This window comes from Bradyrhizobium sp. 23AC (assembly GCF_054863025.1).
In genome coordinates this window covers 43,904-68,246 of record NZ_JAVAYN010000013.1, presented here as the reverse complement: position 1 = coordinate 68,246, position 24,343 = coordinate 43,904, and the positions used below count along the sequence as shown (strand labels likewise).

General features: G+C 66.3%; 21 protein-coding genes. 13 read left to right on the top strand and 8 right to left on the bottom strand.

Annotated features, from left to right (window positions below):
* Positions 1-102: 102 nt before the first annotated feature.
* The gene (locus tag RAD10_RS26485) at positions 103-339 is read right to left on the bottom strand and encodes a hypothetical protein (protein WP_461619810.1); all 237 of its coding nucleotides are present in this window, start codon (positions 337-339) and stop codon (positions 103-105) included.
* On the opposite strand from RAD10_RS26485, the gene RAD10_RS26480 reads away from it, so the two are divergent.
* Positions 338-1,558 carry an MFS transporter gene (locus RAD10_RS26480; protein WP_461619809.1) on the top strand — a complete coding sequence of 407 codons (1,221 nt, stop codon included), beginning with the start codon at positions 338-340 and terminating at the stop codon, positions 1,556-1,558. The genes RAD10_RS26485 and RAD10_RS26480 overlap by 2 nt on opposite strands.
* 26 nt (positions 1,559-1,584) lie before the next feature.
* Here RAD10_RS26480 and RAD10_RS26475 read toward each other — a convergent pair whose 3' ends face one another.
* Entirely contained in the window at positions 1,585-2,832 is a 1,248-nt protein-coding gene (locus RAD10_RS26475) for an acyltransferase family protein (RefSeq protein ID WP_461619808.1), read from the bottom strand.
* Positions 2,833-2,910: 78 nt separating this feature from the next.
* On the bottom strand, positions 2,911-4,053 hold the full coding sequence (locus RAD10_RS26470; RefSeq protein ID WP_461619807.1) for a helix-turn-helix domain-containing protein: 1,143 nt from the start codon (positions 4,051-4,053) through the stop codon (positions 2,911-2,913).
* A 429-nt stretch (positions 4,054-4,482) separates the two neighbouring features.
* Here RAD10_RS26470 and RAD10_RS26465 point away from each other — a divergent pair, with 429 nt between their 5' ends.
* The gene (locus RAD10_RS26465) at positions 4,483-6,030 is read left to right on the top strand and encodes an FAD-dependent monooxygenase (RefSeq protein ID WP_461619806.1); all 1,548 of its coding nucleotides are present in this window, start codon (positions 4,483-4,485) and stop codon (positions 6,028-6,030) included.
* Between the two features lie 130 nt (positions 6,031-6,160).
* Here RAD10_RS26465 and RAD10_RS26460 read toward each other — a convergent pair whose 3' ends face one another.
* Positions 6,161-6,637, bottom strand: a complete 477-nt coding sequence (locus tag RAD10_RS26460; protein WP_461619805.1) for a GNAT family N-acetyltransferase — start codon at positions 6,635-6,637, stop codon at positions 6,161-6,163.
* Between the two features lie 136 nt (positions 6,638-6,773).
* On the opposite strand from RAD10_RS26460, the gene RAD10_RS26455 reads away from it, so the two are divergent.
* Positions 6,774-8,432, top strand: coding sequence for an amidase family protein (locus tag RAD10_RS26455; RefSeq protein WP_461619804.1), 1,659 nt, complete (start codon positions 6,774-6,776; stop codon positions 8,430-8,432).
* Here the strand turns inward: RAD10_RS26455 and RAD10_RS26450 are convergent.
* On the bottom strand, positions 8,404-9,225 hold the full coding sequence (locus tag RAD10_RS26450; RefSeq protein WP_461619803.1) for a hypothetical protein: 822 nt from the start codon (positions 9,223-9,225) through the stop codon (positions 8,404-8,406). The genes RAD10_RS26455 and RAD10_RS26450 overlap by 29 nt on opposite strands.
* Before the next feature lie 119 nt (positions 9,226-9,344).
* Here RAD10_RS26450 and RAD10_RS26445 point away from each other — a divergent pair, with 119 nt between their 5' ends.
* The gene (locus RAD10_RS26445; RefSeq protein ID WP_461619802.1) at positions 9,345-10,496 is read left to right on the top strand and encodes an acyl-CoA dehydrogenase family protein; all 1,152 of its coding nucleotides are present in this window, start codon (positions 9,345-9,347) and stop codon (positions 10,494-10,496) included.
* Between the two features lie 163 nt (positions 10,497-10,659).
* On the opposite strand, the gene RAD10_RS26440 is transcribed toward RAD10_RS26445, so the two are convergent.
* Positions 10,660-12,822 carry a putative bifunctional diguanylate cyclase/phosphodiesterase gene (locus tag RAD10_RS26440; protein WP_461619801.1) on the bottom strand — a complete coding sequence of 721 codons (2,163 nt, stop codon included), beginning with the start codon at positions 12,820-12,822 and terminating at the stop codon, positions 10,660-10,662.
* A gap of 543 nt (positions 12,823-13,365) precedes the next feature.
* Here RAD10_RS26440 and mepA point away from each other — a divergent pair.
* The 5 genes from mepA (at position 13,366) to modC (ending at position 17,358) form a co-directional block, all read left to right on the top strand.
* Positions 13,366-14,310 carry a penicillin-insensitive murein endopeptidase gene (gene mepA, locus RAD10_RS26435; protein WP_461619800.1) on the top strand — a complete coding sequence of 315 codons (945 nt, stop codon included), beginning with the start codon at positions 13,366-13,368 and terminating at the stop codon, positions 14,308-14,310.
* Positions 14,311-14,499: 189 nt separating this feature from the next.
* Positions 14,500-15,003 (top strand): hypothetical protein, encoded by a 504-nt coding sequence (locus RAD10_RS26430; protein WP_461619799.1) that lies wholly within the window; start codon positions 14,500-14,502, stop codon positions 15,001-15,003.
* A 195-nt stretch (positions 15,004-15,198) separates the two neighbouring features.
* On the top strand, positions 15,199-15,984 hold the full coding sequence (gene modA / locus RAD10_RS26425) for a molybdate ABC transporter substrate-binding protein (RefSeq protein WP_461619798.1): 786 nt from the start codon (positions 15,199-15,201) through the stop codon (positions 15,982-15,984).
* A 13-nt stretch (positions 15,985-15,997) separates the two neighbouring features.
* Positions 15,998-16,693, top strand: coding sequence for a molybdate ABC transporter permease subunit (gene modB / locus RAD10_RS26420; protein ID WP_461619797.1), 696 nt, complete (start codon positions 15,998-16,000; stop codon positions 16,691-16,693).
* 2 nt (positions 16,694-16,695) lie between these two features.
* Positions 16,696-17,358 (top strand): molybdenum ABC transporter ATP-binding protein, encoded by a 663-nt coding sequence (gene modC / locus RAD10_RS26415; RefSeq protein WP_038973544.1) that lies wholly within the window; start codon positions 16,696-16,698, stop codon positions 17,356-17,358.
* A gap of 185 nt (positions 17,359-17,543) precedes the next feature.
* Here modC and RAD10_RS26410 read toward each other — a convergent pair whose 3' ends face one another.
* Positions 17,544-19,337 carry a potassium/proton antiporter gene (locus tag RAD10_RS26410; RefSeq protein WP_461619796.1) on the bottom strand — a complete coding sequence of 598 codons (1,794 nt, stop codon included), beginning with the start codon at positions 19,335-19,337 and terminating at the stop codon, positions 17,544-17,546.
* A 207-nt stretch (positions 19,338-19,544) separates the two neighbouring features.
* Here RAD10_RS26410 and RAD10_RS26405 point away from each other — a divergent pair, with 207 nt between their 5' ends.
* Both RAD10_RS26405 and map read left to right on the top strand, forming a co-directional pair.
* Positions 19,545-20,861 carry a mechanosensitive ion channel family protein gene (locus RAD10_RS26405; RefSeq protein WP_461619795.1) on the top strand — a complete coding sequence of 439 codons (1,317 nt, stop codon included), beginning with the start codon at positions 19,545-19,547 and terminating at the stop codon, positions 20,859-20,861.
* Positions 20,862-21,046: 185 nt separating this feature from the next.
* A complete protein-coding gene (gene map / locus RAD10_RS26400) occupies positions 21,047-21,865 on the top strand; it encodes a type I methionyl aminopeptidase (protein WP_018316408.1) in 819 nt (272 codons plus the stop codon).
* Between the two features lie 14 nt (positions 21,866-21,879).
* Here the strand turns inward: map and RAD10_RS26395 are convergent, their stop codons facing one another.
* Positions 21,880-22,476, bottom strand: a complete 597-nt coding sequence (locus tag RAD10_RS26395; protein WP_461619794.1) for a bifunctional transcriptional activator/DNA repair enzyme AdaA — start codon at positions 22,474-22,476, stop codon at positions 21,880-21,882.
* Between the two features lie 129 nt (positions 22,477-22,605).
* Between RAD10_RS26395 and RAD10_RS26390 the strand changes: the two genes are divergently transcribed.
* Positions 22,606-23,553 (top strand): DMT family transporter, encoded by a 948-nt coding sequence (locus RAD10_RS26390; protein ID WP_461619793.1) that lies wholly within the window; start codon positions 22,606-22,608, stop codon positions 23,551-23,553.
* 40 nt (positions 23,554-23,593) lie between these two features.
* Complete coding sequence (radC, locus tag RAD10_RS26385) at positions 23,594-24,307, top strand: RadC family protein (RefSeq protein ID WP_461619792.1); 714 nt, start codon at positions 23,594-23,596, stop codon at positions 24,305-24,307.
* Positions 24,308-24,343: the final 36 nt, after the last annotated feature.

Sequence of the window (24,343 nt, the reverse complement as noted above, 5' to 3'; positions counted from 1 at the left end):
TCGTCCCGGGCATTTGCGTTCGGGACCCGGCAAAGCAAAAATATCGAAAACAACCCCATGCACAGTAGACGAGGGCTTGCTTGGATTGGAGTTTTCGATTTTTTAGAAATCAATTTGACCCCATCGGGCAAAACAGTGCACGATGGCATTGCGCAATTGCGCAACTGAGAATCCATCGTACAGCAGGCAACACGGAGAGATGGATTCCGGGTTCGCGCCAAGTGGCGCGCCCCGGAATGACGACGAAAACGCGTAGCCGCCAGCCTTGCCCTCCGCCGTCCGATAGGCCACCATCCCCGCGCGCATCACAACAAAACCAACAGCGCTGAGGAAACGCATGAGCAGGCCGTCACGCTTCGACTATGGCTGGGTCGTTGTCGCCGCGGGTGCGCTGATGACTTGTGTCGGGTTCGGCACGATGCTGTCGCTGGCGGTGTTTTTGCAGCCGATATCGGAGGCAATGGGCTGGTCGCGCGCCGGCGTCTCGGCGGCGGCGACGCTGGATTTCCTCTTCATGGGATTTGCCGCGTTCCTGTGGGGCACCCTGTCGGACCGGTTCGGCACCCGCATCGTGGTTCTCGCGGGAAGCGTTCTGCTGGGGCTCGGCCTCGTCACTGCGAGCCAGGCGACAAGCCTGTGGCAATTCCAGCTTTGCTTTGGCGTGCTGATCGGCATCGCGGCCGGCAGCTTCTACGCGCCGATGATGGCGCTCGCGAGCGCGTGGATCGAGACCAACCGGAGCCTTGCGGTGGCGCTGGTCTCCGCCGGCATGGGCGTGTCGCCGGTGACGATCGCGCCGACCGCGAGCTGGCTGATCACGGCCTATGACTGGCGCACCGCGATGCTGGTGATCGGCATCGCCGCATGGGCGCTGCTGATCCCGGCCTGCTTCCTGGTGCGTCCGGCGCCGGTGGCGGCGGGCGCCGCCGGTGCCGACTCGGCCCCGGAGGTCGAGCTGACCGCGGCGCAGGCGCTGCGCACGCCGCAATTCATCACGCTCGCGGCGACACATTTCGCCTGCTGCGCAGCGCATTCCGGCCCGATCTTCCACATGGTGTCCTATGCGATGGTCTGTGGCATCGCTCCGCTCACGGCGGTGACGGTCTACAGCGTCGCCGGCGTCTCAGGCCTCGGCGGCCGCCTGCTGCTGGGCGCCCTCGCCGATCGCATTGGCGCAAAGCCGGTGCTGGTTGGCGGCCTGCTCGTGCAGGCGATGTGCATCGCGACCTATCTTGCGGTCGCGCAACTCGGCGAGTTCTACGCGCTGTCGGTGGTGTTCGGCCTCGCCTATGGCGGGGTGATGCCGCTCTATGCGGTGCTGGTCCGCGAATTCTTCGGCGCGCGCATCATGGGCACCGTGTTCGGCGCAGTGTCGGCCTTCGCCAGCCTCGGCATGGCGCTCGGGCCGTGGGCTGGCGGGCTCGTGTTCGACAATTTCCAGCGCTACACATGGCTACACGCCGGCTCCTTCGCGATCGGGCTCGCCGCGGTCGCGGTGGCGCTGAGCTTCCCGACGAAGCGCAGACCATCGCTCGACCTGGGCCGCGCCGCGGCCTGACGCGGTGGCGCACCCGCCGTCTCCCCTCACGGCACGGCCGGGCCGGTGATCGCAGCGGCCGGTGCCGGTTCGCGTGGCGCGCGGCGGCCGTTCAGCACCGCACCGACAATGGTGAAGCGCACGAGCAGGTGATAGCCCGCCAGCATCACGGGAAGTGCAACGGCGAGAATGATGGCGAACTTGACCGGCCCCGGCCAGCCGAGTTGCGACACCGCGACCTGCAGCGCCATGACGATCGGCATGTGGATCAGATAGAGCCAGTAGGAGGCGTCGGCGAGGTAGCGGCGCATCGGACTGAAGCCGGACATGAAGCGGAGCGCGAGGCCGATGAAGGCGAAGGTCGAGATCCAGATCGCCGGTGCGTACAGGACGGGAGCGACAAGCCTCAGCGTGTCGTAGCTGACAGGCAGTTTTGGGGCGCCCGGCGCTGACGTCATCACGCCTGACAGCGCGAAGCTGACCAGGATCAGTCCGAGGGCGCACCCGAGATTCCACATCCAGCGCCGCTCCAGGATCTGCAGCAGATCGACCTGCCGATGCAGCAGCCAGCCGGCGCCGAACGCGGTACCGAAGCCGATCCAGGCCTGCGCGTTGGTGACGAGCGATTGATCCGGCGTCCTCACGCCTATCGCACCCACCCATCTGTGATCGAGGCTGAAGGCGATGCCGATCGGGATCGCCAGAACCAGTGGAGCAAGCGGGCTTCGCATCAGCCGGGCGAAGACGCGGTCGAGCTTCGCTCGCAGGGCACCGGACGCATCGAGTCGGACAACGACGCCGCGCAGCAGAAGCATGGCGACATAGAGCTCGAGCAACACATAGAGAAACCAGAGATGGGCGAGCGGGAAATTCGGCAGCACTGGCGGCCAGTTGCGCATGCCGGCGGTCGGACCGCCATTCGGAAATCCCGAGGCCCAGATCACGACCACCACTATGGCCGTAAACAGGATCGGCCAGCCGATCACGAGCGGCAGCCCGATCCGCTGCAGCCTGTCATTGGCGAAACTCCAGATCCCCCGACGATGAAAGCTCATGCGCGCGAAGAAACCCGCCATCAGGAAGAAGGTGGTCATCCGGAAGACGTGGATGGCGAAGGACAGCAGGCCCAGGGCAACGCTTGGATGGGTGTCCTGGATGAACCAGAACCGGGGCGTGGCGGGCACGAACGACAAGGCGGCGTGCAGGACGATGCCGAGCAGCAGGGCAAAAGCCCTGACCGCATCGAGGGCGTGCAGTCTTTCGGATGCAGAGGGGGTGGCGATCGGATGGGGCATGGACAGGCTCGCTGCTGAGGGCTCGCCTGACAGCCTGCCCAATCGTGCCCGCGCCTTCTTGCCCGATCCGGAAATCGGCTAACCGATTCCTTGATGCCGCTGGCCGATTTCCTCATCGCGCGCGGAGTCCGGCGCCGTTTGAGGCCGGGCCAGGGCCTCGCGCCGAAACTCGCTCGGGGTCATGCCGGTGTCGGCCTTGAAGGCGCGGTTGAAAGGTCCGATCGACTGGAAGCCTGCATCCATGGCGATGGTCAGCACCGGCACCTCCCGCTGCATCACGTCGGACAACGCCGTCTTTGCGTCATCGATGCGATAATGGTTGAGGAAAGCATTGAAGTTCCGATAACCCAGTCCCTCGTTGATCGCCTGACGGAGCCGATACTCGGGTACGTCAAACCGTGCCGCGAGTGTCCCGATCGCAAGGCCTTCCTGCCGATAGATGCGTTCGACGGTCATCAGATGATTGAGGCGGCGGAGTAGCAAGGGGTCGACGGCGGTCGCTCCCGTGCTGGAACGATCGGTCCCCCGAGGCTGATCGCCGGTGTCGGCGGATGCGATCGCCGCCGTGGCGTCGTTGACGGTCACGGTCGCCTGCGTGCCGAAAACCCCTGCGCCGGCAAGCATGGCCACCATGAAGAGACCAAAGGCTGTCTGGAGACTGCCCGGCGCGCCGGGGACCGCGACGGGAATCGCGGCGAAGCCGGCACCCGCGATGGCCGCGATCAGCACCGCATTGACCGCGAGCATCGCCAGCCGCAGCCGGCGCCGCCGCGCCACCAGATCGGCACGCCAGGTCTTCACCGTCTGGGCCGCGGCCGCGAGCGCCAGCACCAGGGCCAGCAACGACAGCACCTTGCCGCCGGCCGTGGCCATGGCGGGCCAGCTCGTCCAACCCAGGGTCAGCACGAATCCAAAGGCGACGATGGCAAACCACAGGACGCCATGCCATCGCCTGAGCGCGAAATCGTCGTCGAACGCCGCGCGCGCCCACAGCCAGAACACGGCGGGTTGCGCCGACAGGATCGGCAGGACCCACCACCATGACGATTTGGGAAAGAACGGAGCGGTCGCGATGGCGTAGAACACGCCACCGGCGGCCATCGCCATGCCGAGCAAAGCCTGCTGGCCGGTCGCACGACGCATCAGCGCAACGACGATGATCAGCAGGAACACGCCGCTCACCGCGCCGCGCAGCCCGAGATCGATGGCCGTGAGCCCCATCGCGTTCACACCCTGCAGGCCCTACGTTCGAAATCCAAATCCCGTATTCAAGTCTGGCATCGCCTCGGCGCCGGCACAACCCAAACTCGCGGCAGCAGCCGCGGAGCATCGGTTGGGCTCTGGCGAAACCCATCGCGCAGACGGGCGAACAAAGCGTCTGGTCGTCTCAGCCTGGCATTCGCTTCGCTCATCCTGCGAACTAGCGGCCCGTTGACGAAGCCGCGCTCCCAACGCTAAATGGCCACGTCGGAAAAGGCAGACTTGGTCTGGTAAGCCCAAGTCCTTTCGGTAACGAAAGCTCTGGTCTTTGGCCTCGCGCCCGAGATCCCCACGACGAACAACGGTCGCTGTTCAAGCGGCCAATCGTTCGTCCGTGAGGCTCTCAGGTTTGGGAAACGCTCCGGTCGAATCTCGACAACGGAGCAGTTCATGCAAACCCCCGACCCTGTCCTTTATCCCGTCCCTGTCCTTTATGATGTCCTCGTCGCCGGCGCCGGTCCCGTCGGCCTGTTGCTGGCTTGCGAGCTGCGGCTTGCGGGCTGTTCGGTGCTGGTGCTTGAGAAGGCGCAAGATCCGCATTCGCCGCTCAAGCGCCTGCCGTTCGGGCTGCGTGGTCTTTCGGTGCCCACCATCGAAAGCTTCGACCGCCGCGATCTGCTGAATGATCTCAAGCTCCGCGCGGCCAGCCGTGACATGCCGGCGGCCGCGCACTGGATGCAGCAGCAGCGCCGCCCAGGCGGGCATTTCGCCGGCATCCAGTTCTTCCAGGATCAGATCGACGGCACGCAATGGCCCTATCGCTTGCCGGGCCAGATCGGCAGCATCGCGGCCGACATGACGAGCATCGAGACGGTCCTCGCGATCCGTGCCGAAACGCTGGGCGTCGAGATCCGGCGCGGCTGCGGTGTCGAGTCTCTCGCGCAATCGGACGATGGCGTCACCGTTGCAGCGAGCGGCGGAACGGTGCGAGGCCGCTGGCTCGTTGGCTGCGACGGCGGGCGCAGCCTCGTGCGAAAGGCGGCCGGCATCGGCTTCGTCGGCACCGATGCCGAGTTCACCGGCTATTCGGCGCAAATCGAGCTGGCCGACCCGGCCGCGCTCACAGCGGGTCGCCATTACACGGCGTCGGGCATGTACACCTATGCGGCGCCCGGCACGATCGCGATGGTCGATTTCGACGGCGGCATGGCTCATCGGAGCGAACCGCAGCGCGACCATATCGAGACGGTGCTGCGCAAGGTCTCGGGCCTCGATGTCACGGTGACGCGCCTGCGGCTCGCCACCACCTGGACCGACCGCGCATGTCAGGCGACCGACTATCGAGCGGGCCGAGTGTTGCTGGCGGGCGATGCCGCGCACATCCATTCGCCGCTGGGAGGCCAGGGCCTGAACCTCGGCCTCGGCGACGCCATGAACCTTGGCTGGAAGCTCGCCGCGACCGTTCGTGGCGACGCGCCGGCTGGCCTGCTCGACACCTATTCGGCCGAGCGGCGGCCGGTGGGCGCACAAATCCTCGACTGGTCGCGCGCCCAGGTCGGTCTCATGCGTCCCAGCCGGAGTTCGCGCGCGCTCGAAGCCATTATCCGCGACCTCATCGAGACGCGCGATGGCGCGACCTATTTCGCCGAACGGGTCTGGGGCGTTTCTCTCCGCTATGACCTCGGCGATCCCCATCCATTGGTGGGGCGCAGCGCACCCGACTTCGCGTTCGTCGATGGAACGCGACCAAGCGAGCTGCTCAGGACAGGGAAAGGGCTGCTGCTGGACTTCGACGCCCGGCCAGCGCTTCAAGCGCTTGCACGCGGCTGGAGCGACCGGATCAGCTACGTCGCAAGCGACGCCCGGGATCGATTGGGCCTGACCGCCTTGCTCGTGCGCCCCGACGGCGTCGTGGGCTGGGTCAGCGAGAGGACGCCGGACCTCGAGGAAGCATCTCGGGCCGCCGTGCAATGGTTCGGTGACCCGATTGAGGCGTGAAACATGAAGAAAGGCGTGCCCGATCTTGCGGCACGCCTTTGATACTTCGGACATGGGGGCAAACTCTTGCGAAACCCATCGCTCTGTGACGTGAATGCGGCATCTGGTGCCCCGATCGTGAGAACGCTCGCTATCTGGCTTCGTGAGACTGAGCGTCATCGAGCTCCCGCTCCATGATGATCGTGCGTTCGTCACCATGAAAGCTGTCGCGCACGGCCCTGAACCCGAGCCGCGCATAGAAGACCTCAGCGGTGACGGACGAAGGGACCGTCAAGGCAGGGATGTTTCGCTCGCGCGCTGCGCGCTCGACCTCCGCCATCAGCCGCCTGCCGATGCCTCGGCCCTGAACGTCAGGTGCCACGAAGACGGTGCGGACGACGCTTCCATCAAGGCTTGCCGTTCCGACGATGCGGCTGCCGATGCCGGCGGCGAAGACTGTACGTTTGCCTATCAGCTGCCTGACGGCCTCCGGACTGAAGCTGCGCCCGACCCGTTCGATAATCTCGTCCGTGTAGTCCTTTGCATTCGTCTCGCGCAGCGCATGCAAAATGACCTCGCTGATGCCATCGGCATCATCTTCGCGCGCGGGCCGGATCGTGCACTCCATGGATCGCTCAACTGAAGCCGCTGGAAAGATCGAAATCTCACGCCTGCGCCGCGTGACCGGCAATCAGCTTGCCGCGCAACCAAGCCCAATGCTACCATTGGTAGCATAATCGTAGCAAGCCGCCCGAGAACACACGATGGACCAGCCGATCCGCGGCGATGCTCGCCTCGCCCCGATTGTCGCCAGCACGGAGGCCCCGGCCGCGCTGACGCCCGAGCACGCGCCGTTGAGCGAGATCGTCGACGCCTTGGCCGGCGGGCAGCTCACCGCCACCGCGCTGGCCGAACTTTATCTCGCGCGCATCGAGGCCTGTGACCGCAACGGCCCCGCGCTCAATTCCGTCCGCGCGCTCAATCCCGATGCGCGCGCGATCGCGGCCGAGCTGGACGACATCAAGCCATCGGTCGGGCGGCCGCTGGCGGGCGTGCCGATCCTGCTGAAGGACAACATCGCCACCGGCGACAAGCAGCCGACCACGGCAGGCTCGCTGGCGCTGGAAGGCGCGCGCGCCAGGGACGACGCGACCCTCGTCAAGCTGCTGCGCGCCGCCGGCGCAGTGATCCTCGGCAAGGCCAACCTGACGGAGTTCGCCAACATGCTCGCGGTCGACATGCCCTCGGGCTATTCGTCGTTGGGCGGTCAGGTGAAGAACCCTTACGCGCCGGCGCCGGCGGACGAACACGGCATCCCGGTCGTGCAGCCAGGCGGATCGAGCTCGGGGTCGGCGGTCGCGGTGGCGGCCGGCCTGTGTGCGGCGTCGATCGGCACCGAGACCTCGGGCTCGCTGCTGTTCCCCGCCAGCCAGAATGGTCTCGTCACCGTGAAGCCGACGGTCGGACTGATCAGCCGCGCCGGCATCCTGCCGCTCGCGCACAGTCAGGACACCGCGGGGCCGATGACGCGCACCGTGCGCGACGCGGCGCTGCTGCTGAACGTGCTGGCCGCCAGGGATCCGCTCGATCCGGCGACGCAGAAGCAGCGGCGGCCCGTCGACTTCACCGCGGGCCTTGCCGCCGACGCTATCAAGGGCGCGCGCATCGGCGTGCCGAGCGACCCCGCCGATCCCTTGAACGATTGCTATTACGGCAAGCTGCCGCCCGACTGGGTCAAGGTGATGACCGAGACGATCAAGGTGCTGGAGGATCTCGGCGCCGTCATCGTCCGCGCCAGCATGCCGACACTGGGCTGGATCGGCGGGCCGGGCACGACCATGGCCGTGCTCAACCGCAATCCACGGAGCGCGCACAAGGGCACCATCGCGAGGCCGCCGGTCGTCTTCCTGTACGAGCTGAAGCACGATCTCAATCTCTATTTGAGAGATTGGGCGACCGGCACCGACATCAAGACCATCAGCGACATCGTGGCCTTCAATGAAGCGAACGCGGGGAAGGCGTTGCGCTTCGGTCAGGACCATTTCCTGGCAGCTGATTTGACCAGGGGCGATTTGAGTGAGCGCGAGTACAAGTCGGCGCGTGCCATGGACCTGCTCTCGGCCAGGACGCGCGGCATGGACGCTTACATGAACCAGCACAAGCTCGACGCGGTGCTGTTCGCCGGCGCCACGGGTGCCGCGATTGCCGCCAAGGCAGGCTATCCCAGCGTCATGGTGTCAGGCGGCTTCGTCTCGGGGACGGTCGACGGCAAGGACACGCCCGATTATCCGCTCGGCGTCGCCTTCGCAGGGAGAGCCTGGAGCGAGCACAAGCTGCTGCGGCTGGCCTATGCCTTCGAGCAGGCGACTCACGCCCGCAAGCCGCCGCCGGGGCTCAATTCACCGCGCGCAGTGCGGCCGTGAAGGCGGCGAGATCGGTTCGTGCCGTCTCGTCCGGTGCCCATCTGGGAAGGTCGGCAAGTTGCTCGATCACGCGGGCCCGATCCTGCGGCAGCAGGAAGCTCGCCCAGACCTCGCGCGTGTCGCGGATGGCGGCGGCGACCAGGCGGGCGTTGGCGGGCGTGCCCGCGCCCTGGATCGCCGCGCAGACGGTGCCCAGGATGAATTCGGCGGCGCTGCGGCGGAAGCCCGTAAATCCCTCCTGGCGGATGCGGGTGCGTTGCTCCGGCGCAAGGCTCGCCATGAACAGCTCGCCCGCAACCGCCTCGCGCGCCATGCCGCGGATGACAAAGTTCATCGCCGCCGCGTACTGGTCGCCATAGTCGGTCATGTTGCGCTGAATCATCGCAAGATCGGGCTGCGCCCCCGGCTTCGAGCCATACAGCGCGAACAGCTTGTAGGTCGCGTTGGCGGCGTCCATCCAGTCCATCAGCCAGCTCATGTCGCTCGCTTTCGCCGGCGGCAGCGCCCCCAGGGCCTCAACATCGAAGACGCGGCCGAGCAGCGCGGTGGTCTCCGGCCGGGTCAGGTCCGGTCGCTCCCCTTTTTTCGCAACGCCTTCGACGTAGACCCGGAACATCCGCGCGGCCTCGCCCGCGGCGGCGGCATCACGGGGCCCATCCTGCGCCAACGCCGGCGAAGCGAGCGCGAGCAGGACGATGAGGATTCTGACGATCGGCATGGGCAACCTCATCCGGCGCGATCCGCGGTGCCGGTCGCGGCGATGGCGGTTGTTGGTCGCGAGGCGCGCCGCCAAGGTTCATCGCTCGGCCTTCACGCGTCGCGCGCGGGGATGCGCCGCACCTTGATCCTCCCCGGCAAATAGACCACCATCGCATCCTCACCGCTCACGACAGAAGGGGCGAGGACACGCGAATGTCGGAGCTTCCCGGATCTGATCTCGTCGAACGTGCCCGCGCCATCGCGCCGCTGATCGCGCGCGAAGCAGACGATATCGAGCGCACCCGGCGGCTGACGCCTTCCGTGGTCGCGGCGCTGATCGAGAACGGATTCTATCGCGCCCTCCTCCCGCGGAGCCTTGGCGGTGCGGAAGTCTCCATCGAAGCCTTCATGCAGATGCTGGAGGAAATCGCGAAGGCCGATGCGTCCACGGCCTGGTGTCTCGGCCAATGCAGCGTCTGCGCGATGATCGCGGCCTCGCTCGATCGCGATGCCGCGCAGGAGATCTTCAACACCGCACCCGGGATCCTGGCGTGGGGCGCGATCGCGCACGAGGCGCGCGCGGTCGCGGGCGGCTATCGCGTCACGGCGCGCTGGGATTTTGCCTCGGGCTCGCGGCAGGCAAGCTGGCTGGGGGCACATGTGCGCATCCTCGGGGTCGACGGCACGCCGCGCAGGAATGCCTATGGCTCGCCGGAAGTGCGGACCATTCTGTTTCCGGCCGCAAGTGCGACGTTGCACGACGTGTGGCAGGCGATTGGTCTTTCCGGCACCGGCACGGATTCCTACGAGGTGAACGACCTCTTCATCCCCGAGCGCTTCACGGCGTTTCGCGACGTGCCGGCGGCGTTGCGTGAGCCGGGCCCGCTCTACAGGATCGGCACCGGCGCTGCCTTCAGCCTCGGCTTTGCCGCGGTGTCGCTCGGCGTGGCGCGCGCGACGCTGGATGCAGCGATTGCACTTGCGCGCGAAAAGCGCCCCTCGCTGGCGGCCGCCGCGATGCGCGACAACGGGGCGGTGCAGGGCCTGATCGGCCGCACCGAGGGCGATTTGCGCGCCGCGCGCGCCTATCTCTATGCGACCGCGACCGCGATGTGGCGCGACCTCTGTGCGGCCGGCGAATTCGGCACAGCGCACCGTAGCGCGGTTCGCTTAGCCGCGACCTGGACCATCCATCAATCGACAAAGGTGGTCGACACCGCCTATCACATGGCCGGCGCGACCGCGGTGTTCCGCAGCAACCCGTTCGAACGCCGGTTTCGCGACATGCACGCGATCGCCCAGCAGATCCAGGCGCGGGACACGCACTATGAAGATGTGGGGAAGGCGATTTTATCGGGAGGCTGACGCGGAATGATTTGGGAGCAAAGCGATCGGGCGCGCATGACTGGCCCCACTTACAACCGAATGCGCGGAGACGCCCCTCACCCCACCCTCTCCCCGTAAGAGCGGGGCGAGGGAGTGAGAAAGCGGCGCGCCCCTCACATCAGGATAAACAAGCGGCCACCGCTCACGCCACCAGCGCGGCGTCCTCGCCGTCGATGCCGCGCTGCGCGGCCAGCAGGCTGATGATCTCGGCGTTCGGCCTTGCCTTGCTGAACAGGAAGCCCTGGCCTTCGTCGCAGCCCTCGGTGCGCAGGCAGCTGAGCTCGGCTTCGGTCTCGACGCCCTCGGCGGTGATGGTGACCCCCAAGCCCTTGCCGAGGCTGACGATGGAGCGGATGATCGCCTGGGCCTCGCGGTTGGCCCCTAGATCGCGCACGAAGGACTGGTCGATCTTGATCTTGTCGAACGGAAAGCTGCGCAAATAGCTGAGGCTGGAATAGCCGGTGCCGAAATCGTCCATCGAGATGCGCACCCCGAGCGCACGCAAGGCATGCAGCGTCGCCAGCACCTGCGCGCTCTTCTCCAGCAGCAGCGTCTCGGTGATCTCGAGCTCGAGCCGCCGCGGCGGCAGGCCGGAATGCCTCAAGGCGTCCGTCACGATCGAAAGCAGATTGCCGCTGCGGAACTGCAGCGGCGACAGGTTGACCGCGACGCGGACGTCGTCCGGCCAGGTCGCAGCGTCGAGGCACGCCCTGCGCAGCATCAGCCCGCCGAGCGGATTGATCAGGCCGGTGTCCTCGGCGACCGGAATGAACTCGGCCGGCGAGATCATGCCGCGCTCGGCATGCGGCCAGCGCACCAGTGCCTCGAAGCCGGTGATGCGGCCGCTCTGGAGGTCGATCAGCGGCTGGTAATAGGGGCGCAGCACGTCGTTCTGGATCGCGTCGCGCAGCTCGACCTCGATCTTGCGGCGGCTCTGCGCTTTCGCATCGAGCGCGGCCTCGAAGAAGGCGAAGGTGCCGCGCGCGTCCAGCTTGGCGCGCGACAGCGCCATGTCGGCGCTCTTGAGCAGCTTTTCGGAATCATCGCCGTCGCCGGGCGCCATCGCGATGCCGATCGAGGCGCCGATCACCACGGAATGGCCGTCGAGCAGATAGGGATCGGCGATGGCCGCGAGCAGACGTTTTGCCAGCATCACCGCGTCCTCGGGACGCGCCAGGCCGCTCTGCACGATCGCGAACTCGTCGGAGTTGAGCCGCGCCAGCGCGTCTTCTTCGCGCAAGGTCGAGCGCAGCCGCTTGGCGACGCCGCGCAGCAGCTTGTCGCCGACCGCATGTCCCAGCGTGTCGTTGACCGACTTGAAACTGTCGAGCCCCAGCATCAGCAGCGCGACCTTGTCGGTGCTGCGCCTCGTATGCAGCAGCATCTCGTCCACCTGCTGGCGCAGCAGGCTGCGGTTGGGCAGGCCGGTCAACCCGTCGTGCTGGGCCATGAAGGCGAGCCGCGCCTCGGCGCGCTTGCGTTCGGTGATGTCCATCAGCGCGAGCAGCACCGCCGGCCGCTCGGCATAGGTCAATTCGCGGGAATAGATCGCAAGGTCGATCAGCGCGCCGTCGGCCTTGACGTGCTTCCAGGTGCGGCCGGCCTGCTCCGCGCCGGTCGGGTCGGCGGTCCAGGGCGGCTCGCTGTCGAAAGCCTGCAGCGAGCGGATCTTCAACCGCTCGAACTCGGCGCGGCTGTAACCGTAATGCGCGACTGCGGCGTCGTTGACGCCGAGGATGCGCTCGTCGTCCAGCGCGCAGACGATCATGGGAACGGGATTGCCGTCGAACAGCAGGCGGAACGAGGCCTCGCGCTGCTTCAACTCGGTGATGTCGACGCGCAGGCCGACGACGCCGCCGTCGTCGGTCAGGCGCTCGTCGATCAGGATGACGCGGCCGTCCGACAGCTTCTGCTCGTGGCGGGCGCCGGGCTGATAGAGCCTTTGCAGCCGCTCGGCGATCCACTCGTCCTCGTAGCCGATGGCCTCCGGATAGTCGCCGCGGGCAACGCCGATGCGCAGCGTGTCTTCGAGACGCGCGCCCTCTTCGAACAGATCGGCGGTCTTGCTGTAGATCTCGGCGTATTTCTTGTTCCAGAGGACGTAGCGACCCTCGGCGTCGAGAAACACAATGCCCTGGGGCAGGATGTCGACGGCCTGGCGCAGGCGCTCATGGGATTTGCGCGCGTCCGCGATCGCGGCTTCCGCCTCGGCACGGCTGCGCAGGACTTCATCGCGTTCCGAAAGACCTCGCGGCGCGCGCGCGAAGCGCGGCTTGCGCGGCGATTGGCCGGCCCGGGCAAGCACGCTTTGCTTTCGTTTTCTTGTTTTTCGAGACCCCAAACCCAACTTCACTCGTCCCAGTCGCGCCCAACGGCGCAAGTTTTGGGGCAAGTGTCTGAAAAAAAAGTAATCTTGGGTGGCCCGGCCGGCCGGGGCCGCGCCTTGCGGCAACTGTAAACCGGATCGATTTGCCTGTTTGAGAGGCGCAACAGCGTCACGGGGCGCGGCAAAACTGTTGCCTCGCCGCTAGCGGAGAAAGACGTGACGCAAATATGCGCGCTATTCATGATTCAATTCCGAAAATGCATCGGCTTGCATGCCGCCGGAAAACGGTCCGCGCTCCGCGCGTGAATTTTGGTCAATGCAGGATACGGTTATCGCAGTGTTAAGAATCCGGCTGGCCCCGCAAGAAACTACGACTTTTGGACGACCTTGTTGGATATGGGGATCGACATGCCGGGCGCGCCTTCGCACTGGGGCAACGGCCGTCAAGACGCTGTGAGATCGTCCGCCGCAGCATAGCCCGATTCTTAACCCCGACGCCGTGTTGGGCTATAAGGGCTGCGCATGAGTCCCCGCCATTTCGCCCCTCTCCTGCTCGTCATGACGCTCCTGGCCGCCGGCGGCGCGCTGGCCCAGGACAAGGGTAGCGTCACCCCGAAGCCGCTGCCGCCGCTGGCCAATCCCAACGACCCCGATCTCGCCGCCAAGGAGCTGTTCGCGCGCAAGCTGCTGCCGTCGAAGGGGGCGGCCCATGTCATCGGCTCCTACACCAAGGGCTGCATCGGCGGCGCCGAGCAGATGCCGCTCAACGGCGACAATTGGCAGGTGATGCGGCTGTCGCGCAACCGCAGCTACGGCCACCCCGAGATGATCGCGCTGATCAAGCGGCTAGCGGCCAAAGCGCGCAAGGACGCGGGATGGCCGGGCATCCTGGTCGGAGACATCGCTCAGCCGCGCGGCGGGCCGGCGCTGTCGGGTCATGCCAGCCACCAGATCGGCCTCGATGCTGACATCTGGCTGACGCCGATGCCGGACCGCCGCCTCTCGCGCGAGGAACGCGAGGACATGTCGGCGGTGATGATGGTGCGCCACGACCGGCTCGACATCGATCCAAAAGTGTTCACACCTGGCCATGTGCTGGTGCTGCGCGACGCGGCGCGGGAGCCTGCGGTGCAGCGCATCTTCGTCAACGCCGCGATCAAGAAGGCGCTCTGCCGCGAGGCCAAGGGCGACCGCGCCTGGCTCTCGAAGATCCGCCCCTGGTGGGGCCACGATTACCATTTCCACATTCGCATGCGCTGCCCAGCGGGCGCCGGCGAATGCGAGGGCCAGCCGTCGCAGGCCGAGGACGAAGGCTGCAAGCCCGCCGATCTCGCCTATTGGTTCTCCGACGCGGTGCTGCACCCCAAGCCGCCGCCGGAGCCGCCAAAGCCGAAACCGCCGATGACGCTGGCGCAGATGCCGGCGGCATGCAGAGCGGTGCTGCATGGGGCGGATGCAAAGCCGTAGTGTGTGTGGGCCGCGCTGCCGCTGTCGTCCCGGGATGACGAACTCGTTGGTTGGTTCGCGTCATAATAATGCGCTAGGATGACCTCGCCGCTCAGCCGTAAGCCCGCGGCATCTCCGGGACGCGCATCCCGTCGAACAAGCCTGACCGCAAGCCTCGCACCGCTCGCGCGGCCAACGATGGGATTTCACATGCGCGTTCTCGCCGTCCTCGCTGCGCTCTCGTTCGGCGCGACCTCCGCTCTCGCCGCTGAAGAACCGAGCGGCTGCGACAAGTTCAAATGGCCGATCGAGCGCGAGCGCGCCGCGCTCACCGCGCCGGACCGCACAACGCTCGCATCGGGCAGCGAGCAGGCGAGCTTGCCCTCCTCGGCCATCACGCTGGGACTGGTTGCCCCAAGCGAGGCAAAACTGCCGACGCCGCCGGAGCGCGCGCCCAAGGACGGCAGCTTTGCCGGCTTCACCAGCGTCAAGTCCGCCACGGCCGGGCTCTACACGATCAGCCTGTCCGCCGGCGCCTGGATCGACGTGGTCCAGGATGGGCATGTTCTCAAGCCCGTGGCCTTCAGCGGTGCCACCGATTGCGGCGGCATCCGCAAGACCGTGAAATACGAGCTTTCGGCGCAGCCTTTCGTACTTCAGCTCAGCGGCGCCAAGGAGAATTCGGTCGGGATCGCGATCCTGCCGGCGCAATAGGCCCGCCCGGCCGGACAAGCGGCCACCCTTTGACCTCGGGCGCCAGCCTGCTATCTTCGCAATTGCGATATCCCTGCCGGCCGTAAGCCGCAGCCGGGCCCCGTGGAGCAGCGCTTCCACCCGTCGCGACCTGACCCACCAACGCCAGACCTGTGCGTGCATCTTGCGCGCGCGGACTCGCACGGAGCGCTCCCCATGTTACGCATTTCAGGACTTTTCACCGCCCTCGTGATCCTCGCAAGCGCGAGCCTTTCGCCGGCCGCCGCCGAGGACAAGACCATCACCGTGTTCGCCGCGGCGTCGATGAAGAACGCGCTCGACGAGATCGACGCCGCCTACACCGCCAGGACCGGCGTCAAGTTCTCGGTCAGCTATGCCGCGAGCTCGGTGCTGGCGAGGCAGATCGAGCAGGGCGCGCCGGCCGATGTGTTCGTCTCCGCCGACACCGACTGGATGGATTACGCCATCTCCAAGAAGACCATCAACGAGGTTTCCAGAGTCAATCTGCTCGGCAACAGCATCGTGCTGATCGCGCCGAAGGATTCCAAGATCGACAATGTCACCATCGCGCAAGGTTTTGATCTCGCCAAGCTCGCCGGTGACGGCAGGATCGCGACCGGCGACGTCAAGTCCGTACCCGTCGGCAAATACGCCAAGGCGGCGCTGGAGAAGCTCGGGGCATGGCAGGCCGCAGAGCCGAAATTCGCGATGGCCGAGAGCGTGCGCGCCGCGCTGACGCTGGTGGCGCGCGGCGAGGCCAACCTCGGCATCGTCTATGCCACCGACGCCAAGGTCGAACCCGGCGTCAAGATCGTCGGCATCTTCCCGGCGGAGTCGCATCCTGCGATCATCTATCCGGTCGCCGCGACCACGACGGCGAAGGACGGGACCAGCGACTATCTCGCCTTCCTGCGCTCCTCCGCCGCCAAGACCATTTTGGAAAAATACGGCTTCAAGTTCCTGGTCAGCCCGACAATCTGATAATCACCACTTGATGTCAGACATCTCTCCCGCCGAATGGACCGCGATCCTGCTCTCGCTCAGGGTCGCGATCATCGCAACGCTGGTGGCGACGCCATTCGGCATCGCGCTGGCGTGGCTGCTGGCGCGGCGCGATTTCTGGGGCAAGTCGATGCTCGACGCCGTCGTGCATCTGCCGCTGGTGCTGCCACCTGTCGTCACCGGCTATCTGCTCTTGCTGACGTTCGGCCGCCGCGGCCTCGTCGGCGGATTCCTCGCCGACCATCTCGGCATCGTCTTCTCGTTCCGCTGGACCGGCGCCGCGCTCGCCTGCGGCGTGATGTCGTTTCCGCTGCTGGTGCGGCCGATGCGGCTGTCGATCGAGGCGATCGACCGCCGGCTCGAGCAGGCCGCCGAGACGCTCGGTGCCGCGCCCTGGAAAGTGTTCTTCACCGTGACGCTGCCGCTGGCGCTGCCGGGCGTGCTCGCCGGCATGGTGCTCGGCTTTGCCAAGGCGATCGGCGAGTTCGGCGCCACCATCACCTTCGTCTCCAACATTCCCGGCGAGACCCAGACGATCTCGTCCGCGATCTATTCGCTGATCCAGACGCCGGACGGTGACGCCGCGGCCGGCCGGCTCGTGATCGTCTCGATCGTGCTGGCGCTGGGCGCACTGATCGCCGCCGAATGGTTCGCTCGCCGCGCTACGCAGCGCCTGCACGGGAATTGACCATGCTGCGCGTCGACGTCGAGAAGCAACTCGGTGAATTCTCGCTCTCCGCATCCTTCACCGGCGAGGGCCGCGTCATCGGCCTGTTCGGGGCCTCGGGCGCCGGCAAGACGTCACTGGTCAACATGATCGCGGGGCTGCTGCGGCCGGACCGCGGCACCATCGTGCTCGACGGCGAAACCGTCGACGACACTGCGGCCGGCATCCATGTCCCGGCCTGGCGCCGCCGCATCGGCTATGTGTTCCAGGACGCGCGGCTGTTCCCGCATCTCAACGTCGCGCAGAATCTCGACTATGGACGGCAGATGAACCGGCTGGCGCCGGATCCGGCGCAGCACAAGCGCGTCATCGATCTGCTCGATATCGGCACCCTGCTCGGCCGCCGCCCTGGAAAGCTCTCCGGCGGCGAGCGCCAGCGCGTCGCGCTCGGACGCGCGCTGCTGGCAAAACCACGCCTGCTGCTGCTCGACGAGCCGCTCGGCGCGCTCGACGAGGGCCGCAAGCTCGAGATCCTGCCCTATCTGGTGCGGCTGCGCGACGAGGCGAACGTGCCGATGGTCTATGTCAGCCACGACGCCGCCGAGCTGCGCCAGCTCGCGACGCAGATCGTGATGCTGAAGCAGGGGCGGGTGACGAGTTTTGGCGGGGTGAAGGTGCTCGCGTGAGGGCGTGCGTGCGGCTTGCCTGACTCGCTTTCGCCTCACCACCGCTGTCATGCCCCGGCTTGACCGAGGCATTCATTACGCCGCGGCCCATCGATTCATCACAAATGTCACGGTGTACTGGATCGCCCGGTCAAGCCGGGCGATGACAGCGAGGGTGTGACAGCCCCCCGCGCAACAGAGCCTCGCTAAACCCCCGCCACCGAGGTCCACACATCCGCGAGCTTCTTCCTCAGCGCCTGCGCGCGCGTCAGCGGCGGCGGCGTCTCGTCTTCTTCCGGCAGGCGCAGGCCGACGACGTTGACGCGGCCGCCGGAGATGCTGCGCGCGACCAGCACGATCTCGTCCAGTGGCAGCTCGGCGCCCTCTTTCGGGGCGCGGTCGAGATGGACGTCGAAATAATCGGCCAGCGTCAGCTTGCTCTCGTCCTCGCCGACCTTGACGCCGTAGATCTCGGCAAGTTCGGCGAGCGTGTGCTCGCCGGAGACCATGAAGTCGCCGAGCAGATGCGGGTCCGGCGCCGAGCTCGGCTGCATGTCGACGAAGAAGCGGTCCAGCGACTCGGCCTTTTCCGGCGGCGCCAGCAGGTAGATGTAGTCGCCGGGCGCGATCGGATCGGCTTCCGTCGGCGTCAGGATGTTCTCGTTGCGGATCACCAGCGTCGGCTTGGACCAGGACGGGATCAGGCCGCGGCGGAAATACAGGCTCTTGGGCCGCACCGGATAGCCGACCAGCTGCTGCTCGAGCTGGCCGGGCAGATCCAGCTCGACACGCCGCGGACCGCGCTCGGCGCGCGGCAGAGCGACATGCAGCTTGCGCGCGGCGGGCGCCAGCGTCCAGCCTTGCAGCAACAGCGAGATGATGACGACGACGAAGGCGACGTCGAAATAGAGATAGGCCTTGGACAGGCCGACCAGCATCGGGATCGAGGCCAGGAAGATCGCGACCGCACCGCGCAGGCCGGTCCAGGCGATGAAGATCTTTTCGCGCCAGTTGAAGCGGAACGGCGCCAGGCACACGAACACCGCGATCGGCCGCGCCACCAGCATCAGCACGAAGGCGACCCCGACCGCCGGCAGCACGCTGGCCCCTAACCGGCTCGGCGAGACCAAGAGGCCGAGCAGCACGAACATCACGATCTGCGCCAGCCAGGTCGCCGCATCGAGGAAAGCCACTACCGAATTGTGCGCGCGGGTCGGCCGGTTGCCGATGATGATGCCGGCGAGATAGACCGCGAGAAAGCCGGAGGCGTGCATGATCTGCGAGCCGCCGAAGATCACCAGCGCTGCGGTCGTGACGAACGGCGCATGCAGGCCCTGCGGCAGCGCGACCTTGTTGAGCGCGATGACCACGAGCCGTCCGCCGAAGACGCCGACGACGGCGCCCAGCACCGCCTCCTGGATGAACTCCATCGCCACATGGCCTGCGGAGCTCGATCCCAGCGAGATGTATTCGACCAGCATCAAAGTGAGGAAGATCGCGAAGGGATCGTTGGTGCCGGATTCAGCTTCCAGCGTCGCACCGACGCGCGGGCGCAGGCGCAGGCCCTGGGTGTGCACCAGCAGGAACACCGCGGCGGCGTCGGTCGAGGCGACCACGGCGCCGACCAGCAGCGACTCCGTCCAGTTGAGGTCGAGCGCGTATTTGGCGAACGGCGCCGTGATCAGCGCGGTCAAGAGCACGCCGACGGTCGCGAGCACCACGGACGGCGCGAGCACGGTACGGATGCTGGCAAAGCGCGTCTTCAGGCCGCCGTCGAACAGAATCAGGGCCAGCGCGACAGAGCCGACCAGATAGGTGGTGCGGACGTCGTCGAACTGGAGCTGGCCGGGGCCGGAATCGCCCGCGAGCATGCCGATCAAAAGGAAGACGAGCAGCAAGGGCGCGCCGAAGCGCAGCGCAAGCAGGCTCGACAGGATACCGGCCATCACGAGGACGGCGCCGAGCAATATGGCGATGCTGACGGAGTCGAGGGAAGCCATCCACCTTCCGGGTAAAAACAGCTGGAATTGCATCCTTATCGTCGGCAGACTCGCGCGCCAACCCATTTTCTTCCGCTCGCGGCAATCTGCCCGCGTTTTGCGGCCTTAACGCGCTTCACTTAGCGGTGTATCGATGGCCCGGCCGCGCCCTTTGTGGGATTCTGCGGCTCCCTCGAATCAATTCCTCCCCGCTTGCCGACGAGACCGATGGACATGGACCTCAAGGACTTCATGGAGTTCGTGCAGACCACCGCGCGCAGCGTCGGGGCGGAAATCTCCTCGCCCTGGTTCTACCTGCAATTCGGTCTCATCCTGGCCGCGGCCGGCATCGCCTATGCCGCGGAGACCGGCGTGCGCAACCGGGTCGACATGACCGCGCTGACGATGCGCTGGCCGCTGCCGCTCCGGCACTTTGCCCGGGTGATGGTCTCCAGCGCCTCGACGGCGGTGTTCACCCTGCTCGTGATCATCTCGCGCGTGGTGATGTACCACGCGACCTGGCCGAGCCGCTCCTATCTGCTGATGGTCGCCGCCAAGCTGGGCTTCGCATGGCTCGTGATCCGGCTGGTGACGTCGGTGCTGCGCAATGCCTTCATCGTCCGCCTGGTGTCGATCACGGCGTGGCTTCTCGCCGCGCTCTCGATCCTCGGCCAGCTCGATACGACGGTCGACCTGCTCGATTCCTACGCGATCGTGCTCGGTGGTCTCAGGCTGACCCCGCTGCTGGTCCTCAAGGCCGGCGCGCTCCTGCTGATCGCGCTGTGGCTCACCAACATCGCGAGCAATTTCGCCGAGAGCCGGATCAACGCAACCACCGATCTGACGCCGTCGGTGCAGGTGCTGCTGGTCAAGATCATCCGCATCGGGCTTCTTGCCATCGCAATCGTCATTGCGCTCGGCGCGGTCGGTATCGACCTGTCGGCGCTCGCGGTGTTCTCCGGCGCGGTCGGCGTCGGCATCGGTATCGGCCTGCAGAAGATCGTGGCCAACTTCATCTCGGGCATCATCCTGCTCGCCGACAAATCGGTGAAGCCCGGCGACCTCGTCACCATCGGCGACAATACCGGCCGCATCAGCGCGATGAAGACGCGTTATATTTCCGTCGCCGCCGGCGACGGCCGCGAGTTCCTGGTGCCGAACGAGGATCTGGTGACGCAGAAGGTCGTCAACTGGACCTATACCGACAAGAACACGCTGGTGAAGATCGCCTTCGGCACCAATTACGACGCCGACCCCCGCCTGGTCACCAAGCTCGCCGCCGAGACCGCCGCCGCCCATCCGCGCGCGACCAAGGGCAAGCCGCCGAACTCCATCCTGACCGAGTTCGCGGAAGCCGGGATGAAGTTCTCGTTGACCTTCTGGATCGCGGACCCCGACGGCATGGACAACGTCAAGAGCGACGTGATGCTGGCGCTGTGGGACGCTTTCAAGCGCGAGGGCATCCGGGTTCCCTACCCCGTCCGCGAAATCCGCATCCGCGGCGGCGCGCTGCCGGTGGAAACCACCGTAGAAGTCCCGAATTAGGCCCGCTTTCGGGCGCAAGAGGCGGCAAGATCCTTATTTTGACGCGTTTTCTTCACACGAACCGGTAGCCACTTCGCTCGAAAACGCTCTGCCTTGGCTTGCACGAAGGCCCGCAATCATTAAATTGGGGCCTGAAATCAAGACTTTCCGCCGATATCGAGCCCACCTCAGAAGATTGCGCCCGCATGAGCTACGTCGAAGCCTCCGATACCTCCCTGCGCAAGACCGGACAGATCAAGCTGCATGGGCCGAGTGCCTTTGCCGGCATGCGCAAGGCGGGCGCGCTGGTGGCGAAGTGCCTCGACGAGCTCACCGACATCGTCGGGCCCGGCGTGCCGACCGAGCGCATCGACGAATTCGTCCGCGACTTCGCCTTCAGCAACAATGCCTATCCGGCAACGCTGATGTATCGCGGCTATCGCTACTCGACCTGCACCTCGCTCAACCACGTGGTCTGTCACGGCATGCCCGGCGACCGTCCGCTGAAGGAAGGCGACATCGTCAACATCGACGTCACCTTCATCGTTGACGGCTGGTATGGCGATTCCAGCCGGATGTATGCGGTCGGCCCGATCGCACGCAAGGCCGAGCGGCTGATCGAGGTGACATATGAAGCGATGATGCGCGGTATCGCCGCGGTGAAGCCCGGCGCCACCACCGGCGACATCGGCCACGCCATCCAGAGCTTCGTCGAGCCGCAGGGCATGAGCGTGGTGCGCGATTTCTGCGGCCATGGCCTCGGGCGCATGTTCCACGACGAGCCGAACATCATCCATATCGGCCGGCCCGGCGAAGGCGTGCAGCTCAAGCCCGGCATGTTCTTCACCATCGAGCCGATGATCAATCTCGGCAAGCCGCATGTGAAGATCCTCTCCGACGGCTGGACCGCCGTCACCCGCGACCGTTCGCTGTCGGCGCAGTTCGAGCACTCCGTCGGCGTCACCGCTGATGGCGTCGAGATTTTTACACTGTCGGAGCGGCACGGCGAGAAGCAGATCGGGTAAGCCCGGCGCGTCGCCTATCGCCGACGGCGAAATGACGATGGCGCTCTCTTGTAGGTCGCGACGAAGGCGTCGTTGAAGCGGCGCACACTGCCGAAGCCGGCCGCAAACGCAATCTCCGCCAAATTCATCCCGGTCTGGTCGATCAGCCGCTTGGCTTCCTGCACGCGCCGGGTTGCCGCGATCTCGCTGGGGCTGGCGCCGGCGTGGCGCATGAACAGGCGCAGCAGATGACGCGGCCCGACGCCAAGGGCTTCCGCAAGCTCCGTCGTCGACGCCCGATCCAGAAAACCATCATCGATCAGCCGCATGCCGCGCGCGACTGTCGTAGCCGTTCCCATCCAGGCCGGCGAACCCGGTGCCGTTTCAGGCCGGCAGCGCAGACACGGGCGGAAGCCGGCCCGCTCGGCCGCCGCCGCGGTCGCATAGAAGGTGACGTTCTCCGAACGCGCAGGGCGAACCGGACAGACCGGCCGGCAATAGATGCGCGTCGAGCGCACCCCGGAGAAGAACAGCCCGTCGAATGCGCGCGCACGCGCCAGGCGCGCCCGATCGCAGGTGTCCCAGTCGAGATGCGGTGGCAGCGTTTGCCGGGGTGCCGAGCCTGTCGCCATGGTGGAAGACTAACGTTCGCATGGCGCGCCGAGTAGCTGAAATCGGACTCGACCGGGCGATGAGGTCCGAATTCAGCCAGCCTGCAGCGCCGCTCCGGATCATGGTGCCGATCGCTTCAGGAGCAAAGCATGAGCGCACAGCCGCAACAGACGACGTCACCACAAACCGGTCTCGCATTCGAGATCGGGCTCCTGCTGCTGCTCTCGTTGATCTGGGGCAGCTCGTTCACGCTCATCAAGATCGCGGTCCCGACGATCCCACCCGTCACGATGGTTGCCGCGCGGGTGACAATCGCGGCCGTTCTCCTGATCGTGATCGCAGCCTCGCAGGGACACGCCCTGCCCCGCCGCGGATCGATATGGGCGGCGTTCACGGTGCAAGGGCTGTTGCAAAGCGCGCTGCCCTTCGCCCTGATCAGTTGGGGCGAGATGCATATCGCAAGCGGTCTTGCCGGAGTGCTCAACGCGACCCCGCCTATGTTCGTGCTGATGATCGCGTTGATGACCGGGCGCGGACGTCAGGCGATCAGCGGCCGGAAGATCCTCGGCGTTGCGCTCGGACTTGCGGGCGTTGCCGTGACGATGGGCGCCGATACGCTATCGGGGATCGGCACGGCCAACCCGCTGGCGCAGATTGCGGTGCTCGGCGCCAGCCTCTGCTACGCGCTCGCGCCGATCTGGGGACAGCGGTTCGCGGGCCTCCCCGCAATCGTCACGGCGGCCGGGGCGATGAGCTGCGCCGCGCTTCTCATGCTCCCGGCCGCCGCCGTTCTCGAGCAGCCGTGGATTCTGGCACCTCCGCCCGCGCTGGCGATCGCGGCGGTGGTCGCTCTCGCGGTGGTCTGCACCGCCTTCGCGATGGTGATCTATTTCCGGCTGATCCACACGCTCGGCCCGCTCGGCACGACCAGCGGCAGCTATCTGCGCGCAGGATTCGCCGTGGCGCTCGGCACGGCCATTCTCGGCGAGCACTTGGCCTGGTCCAGCCTTGCTGGAATGATGCTCATTCTCGCCGGGGTAGTGACGGTCACGGCGCCCGCTCTCAGGAAACCGATCGGCGCGCCGGCGCGCAATTGACGGTTGCAAAAGCGAAGTTCCCCGGCGATGCTGGCGGACGATGCCCGCCAAAGCCGATCACGACAAGAGCAAGTCTGAGGACGCGCCGCATTATCTCGGCCATCGCGAGCGGCTGCGCGAGCGCTTCTACAGCGCCGGCGCGGATGCGCTGAGCGACTACGAACTCCTGGAGATGGCGCTGTTTCCGGCACTGCCGCGGCGCGACACGAAACCTCTGGCAAAGACGCTGATCAAGACCTTCGGCTCGTTCGCCGAGGTCGTGCACGCGCCGGTGGCACGCTTGCGCGAAGTTGACGGCATCGGCGAGGCCGCGATCAACCAGCTCAAATTGATCGCGGCCGCCGCGAGCCGCGTGACCAAGGGCGAGGTCAACAGCCGCAACGCGCTGTCGTCCTGGAACGAGGTGATCGATTATTGCCGCTCCAGCATGGCCTTTGCCGACAAAGAGCAATTTCGCCTGCTGTTTCTCGACAAGCGCAATCAGCTCATCGCCGACGAGGTGCAGCAGACCGGCACGGTCGACCACACCCCGGTGTATCCGCGCGAAGTGATCAAGCGCGCGCTGGAATTATCGGCGACCGCCTTGATCCTCGTGCACAATCATCCCTCCGGCGATCCCTCGCCCTCGCAGGCCGACATCCAGATGACCAAAGCGATCATCGACATCGCAAAACCGCTGGGGATTGCCGTGCACGACCACATCATCGTCGGCAAGAGGGGGCATGCCAGCCTGCGCGGGATGCGGTTGATTTAGGCCGTCTAGACCATGCGATCGCATCGAAAACACCCA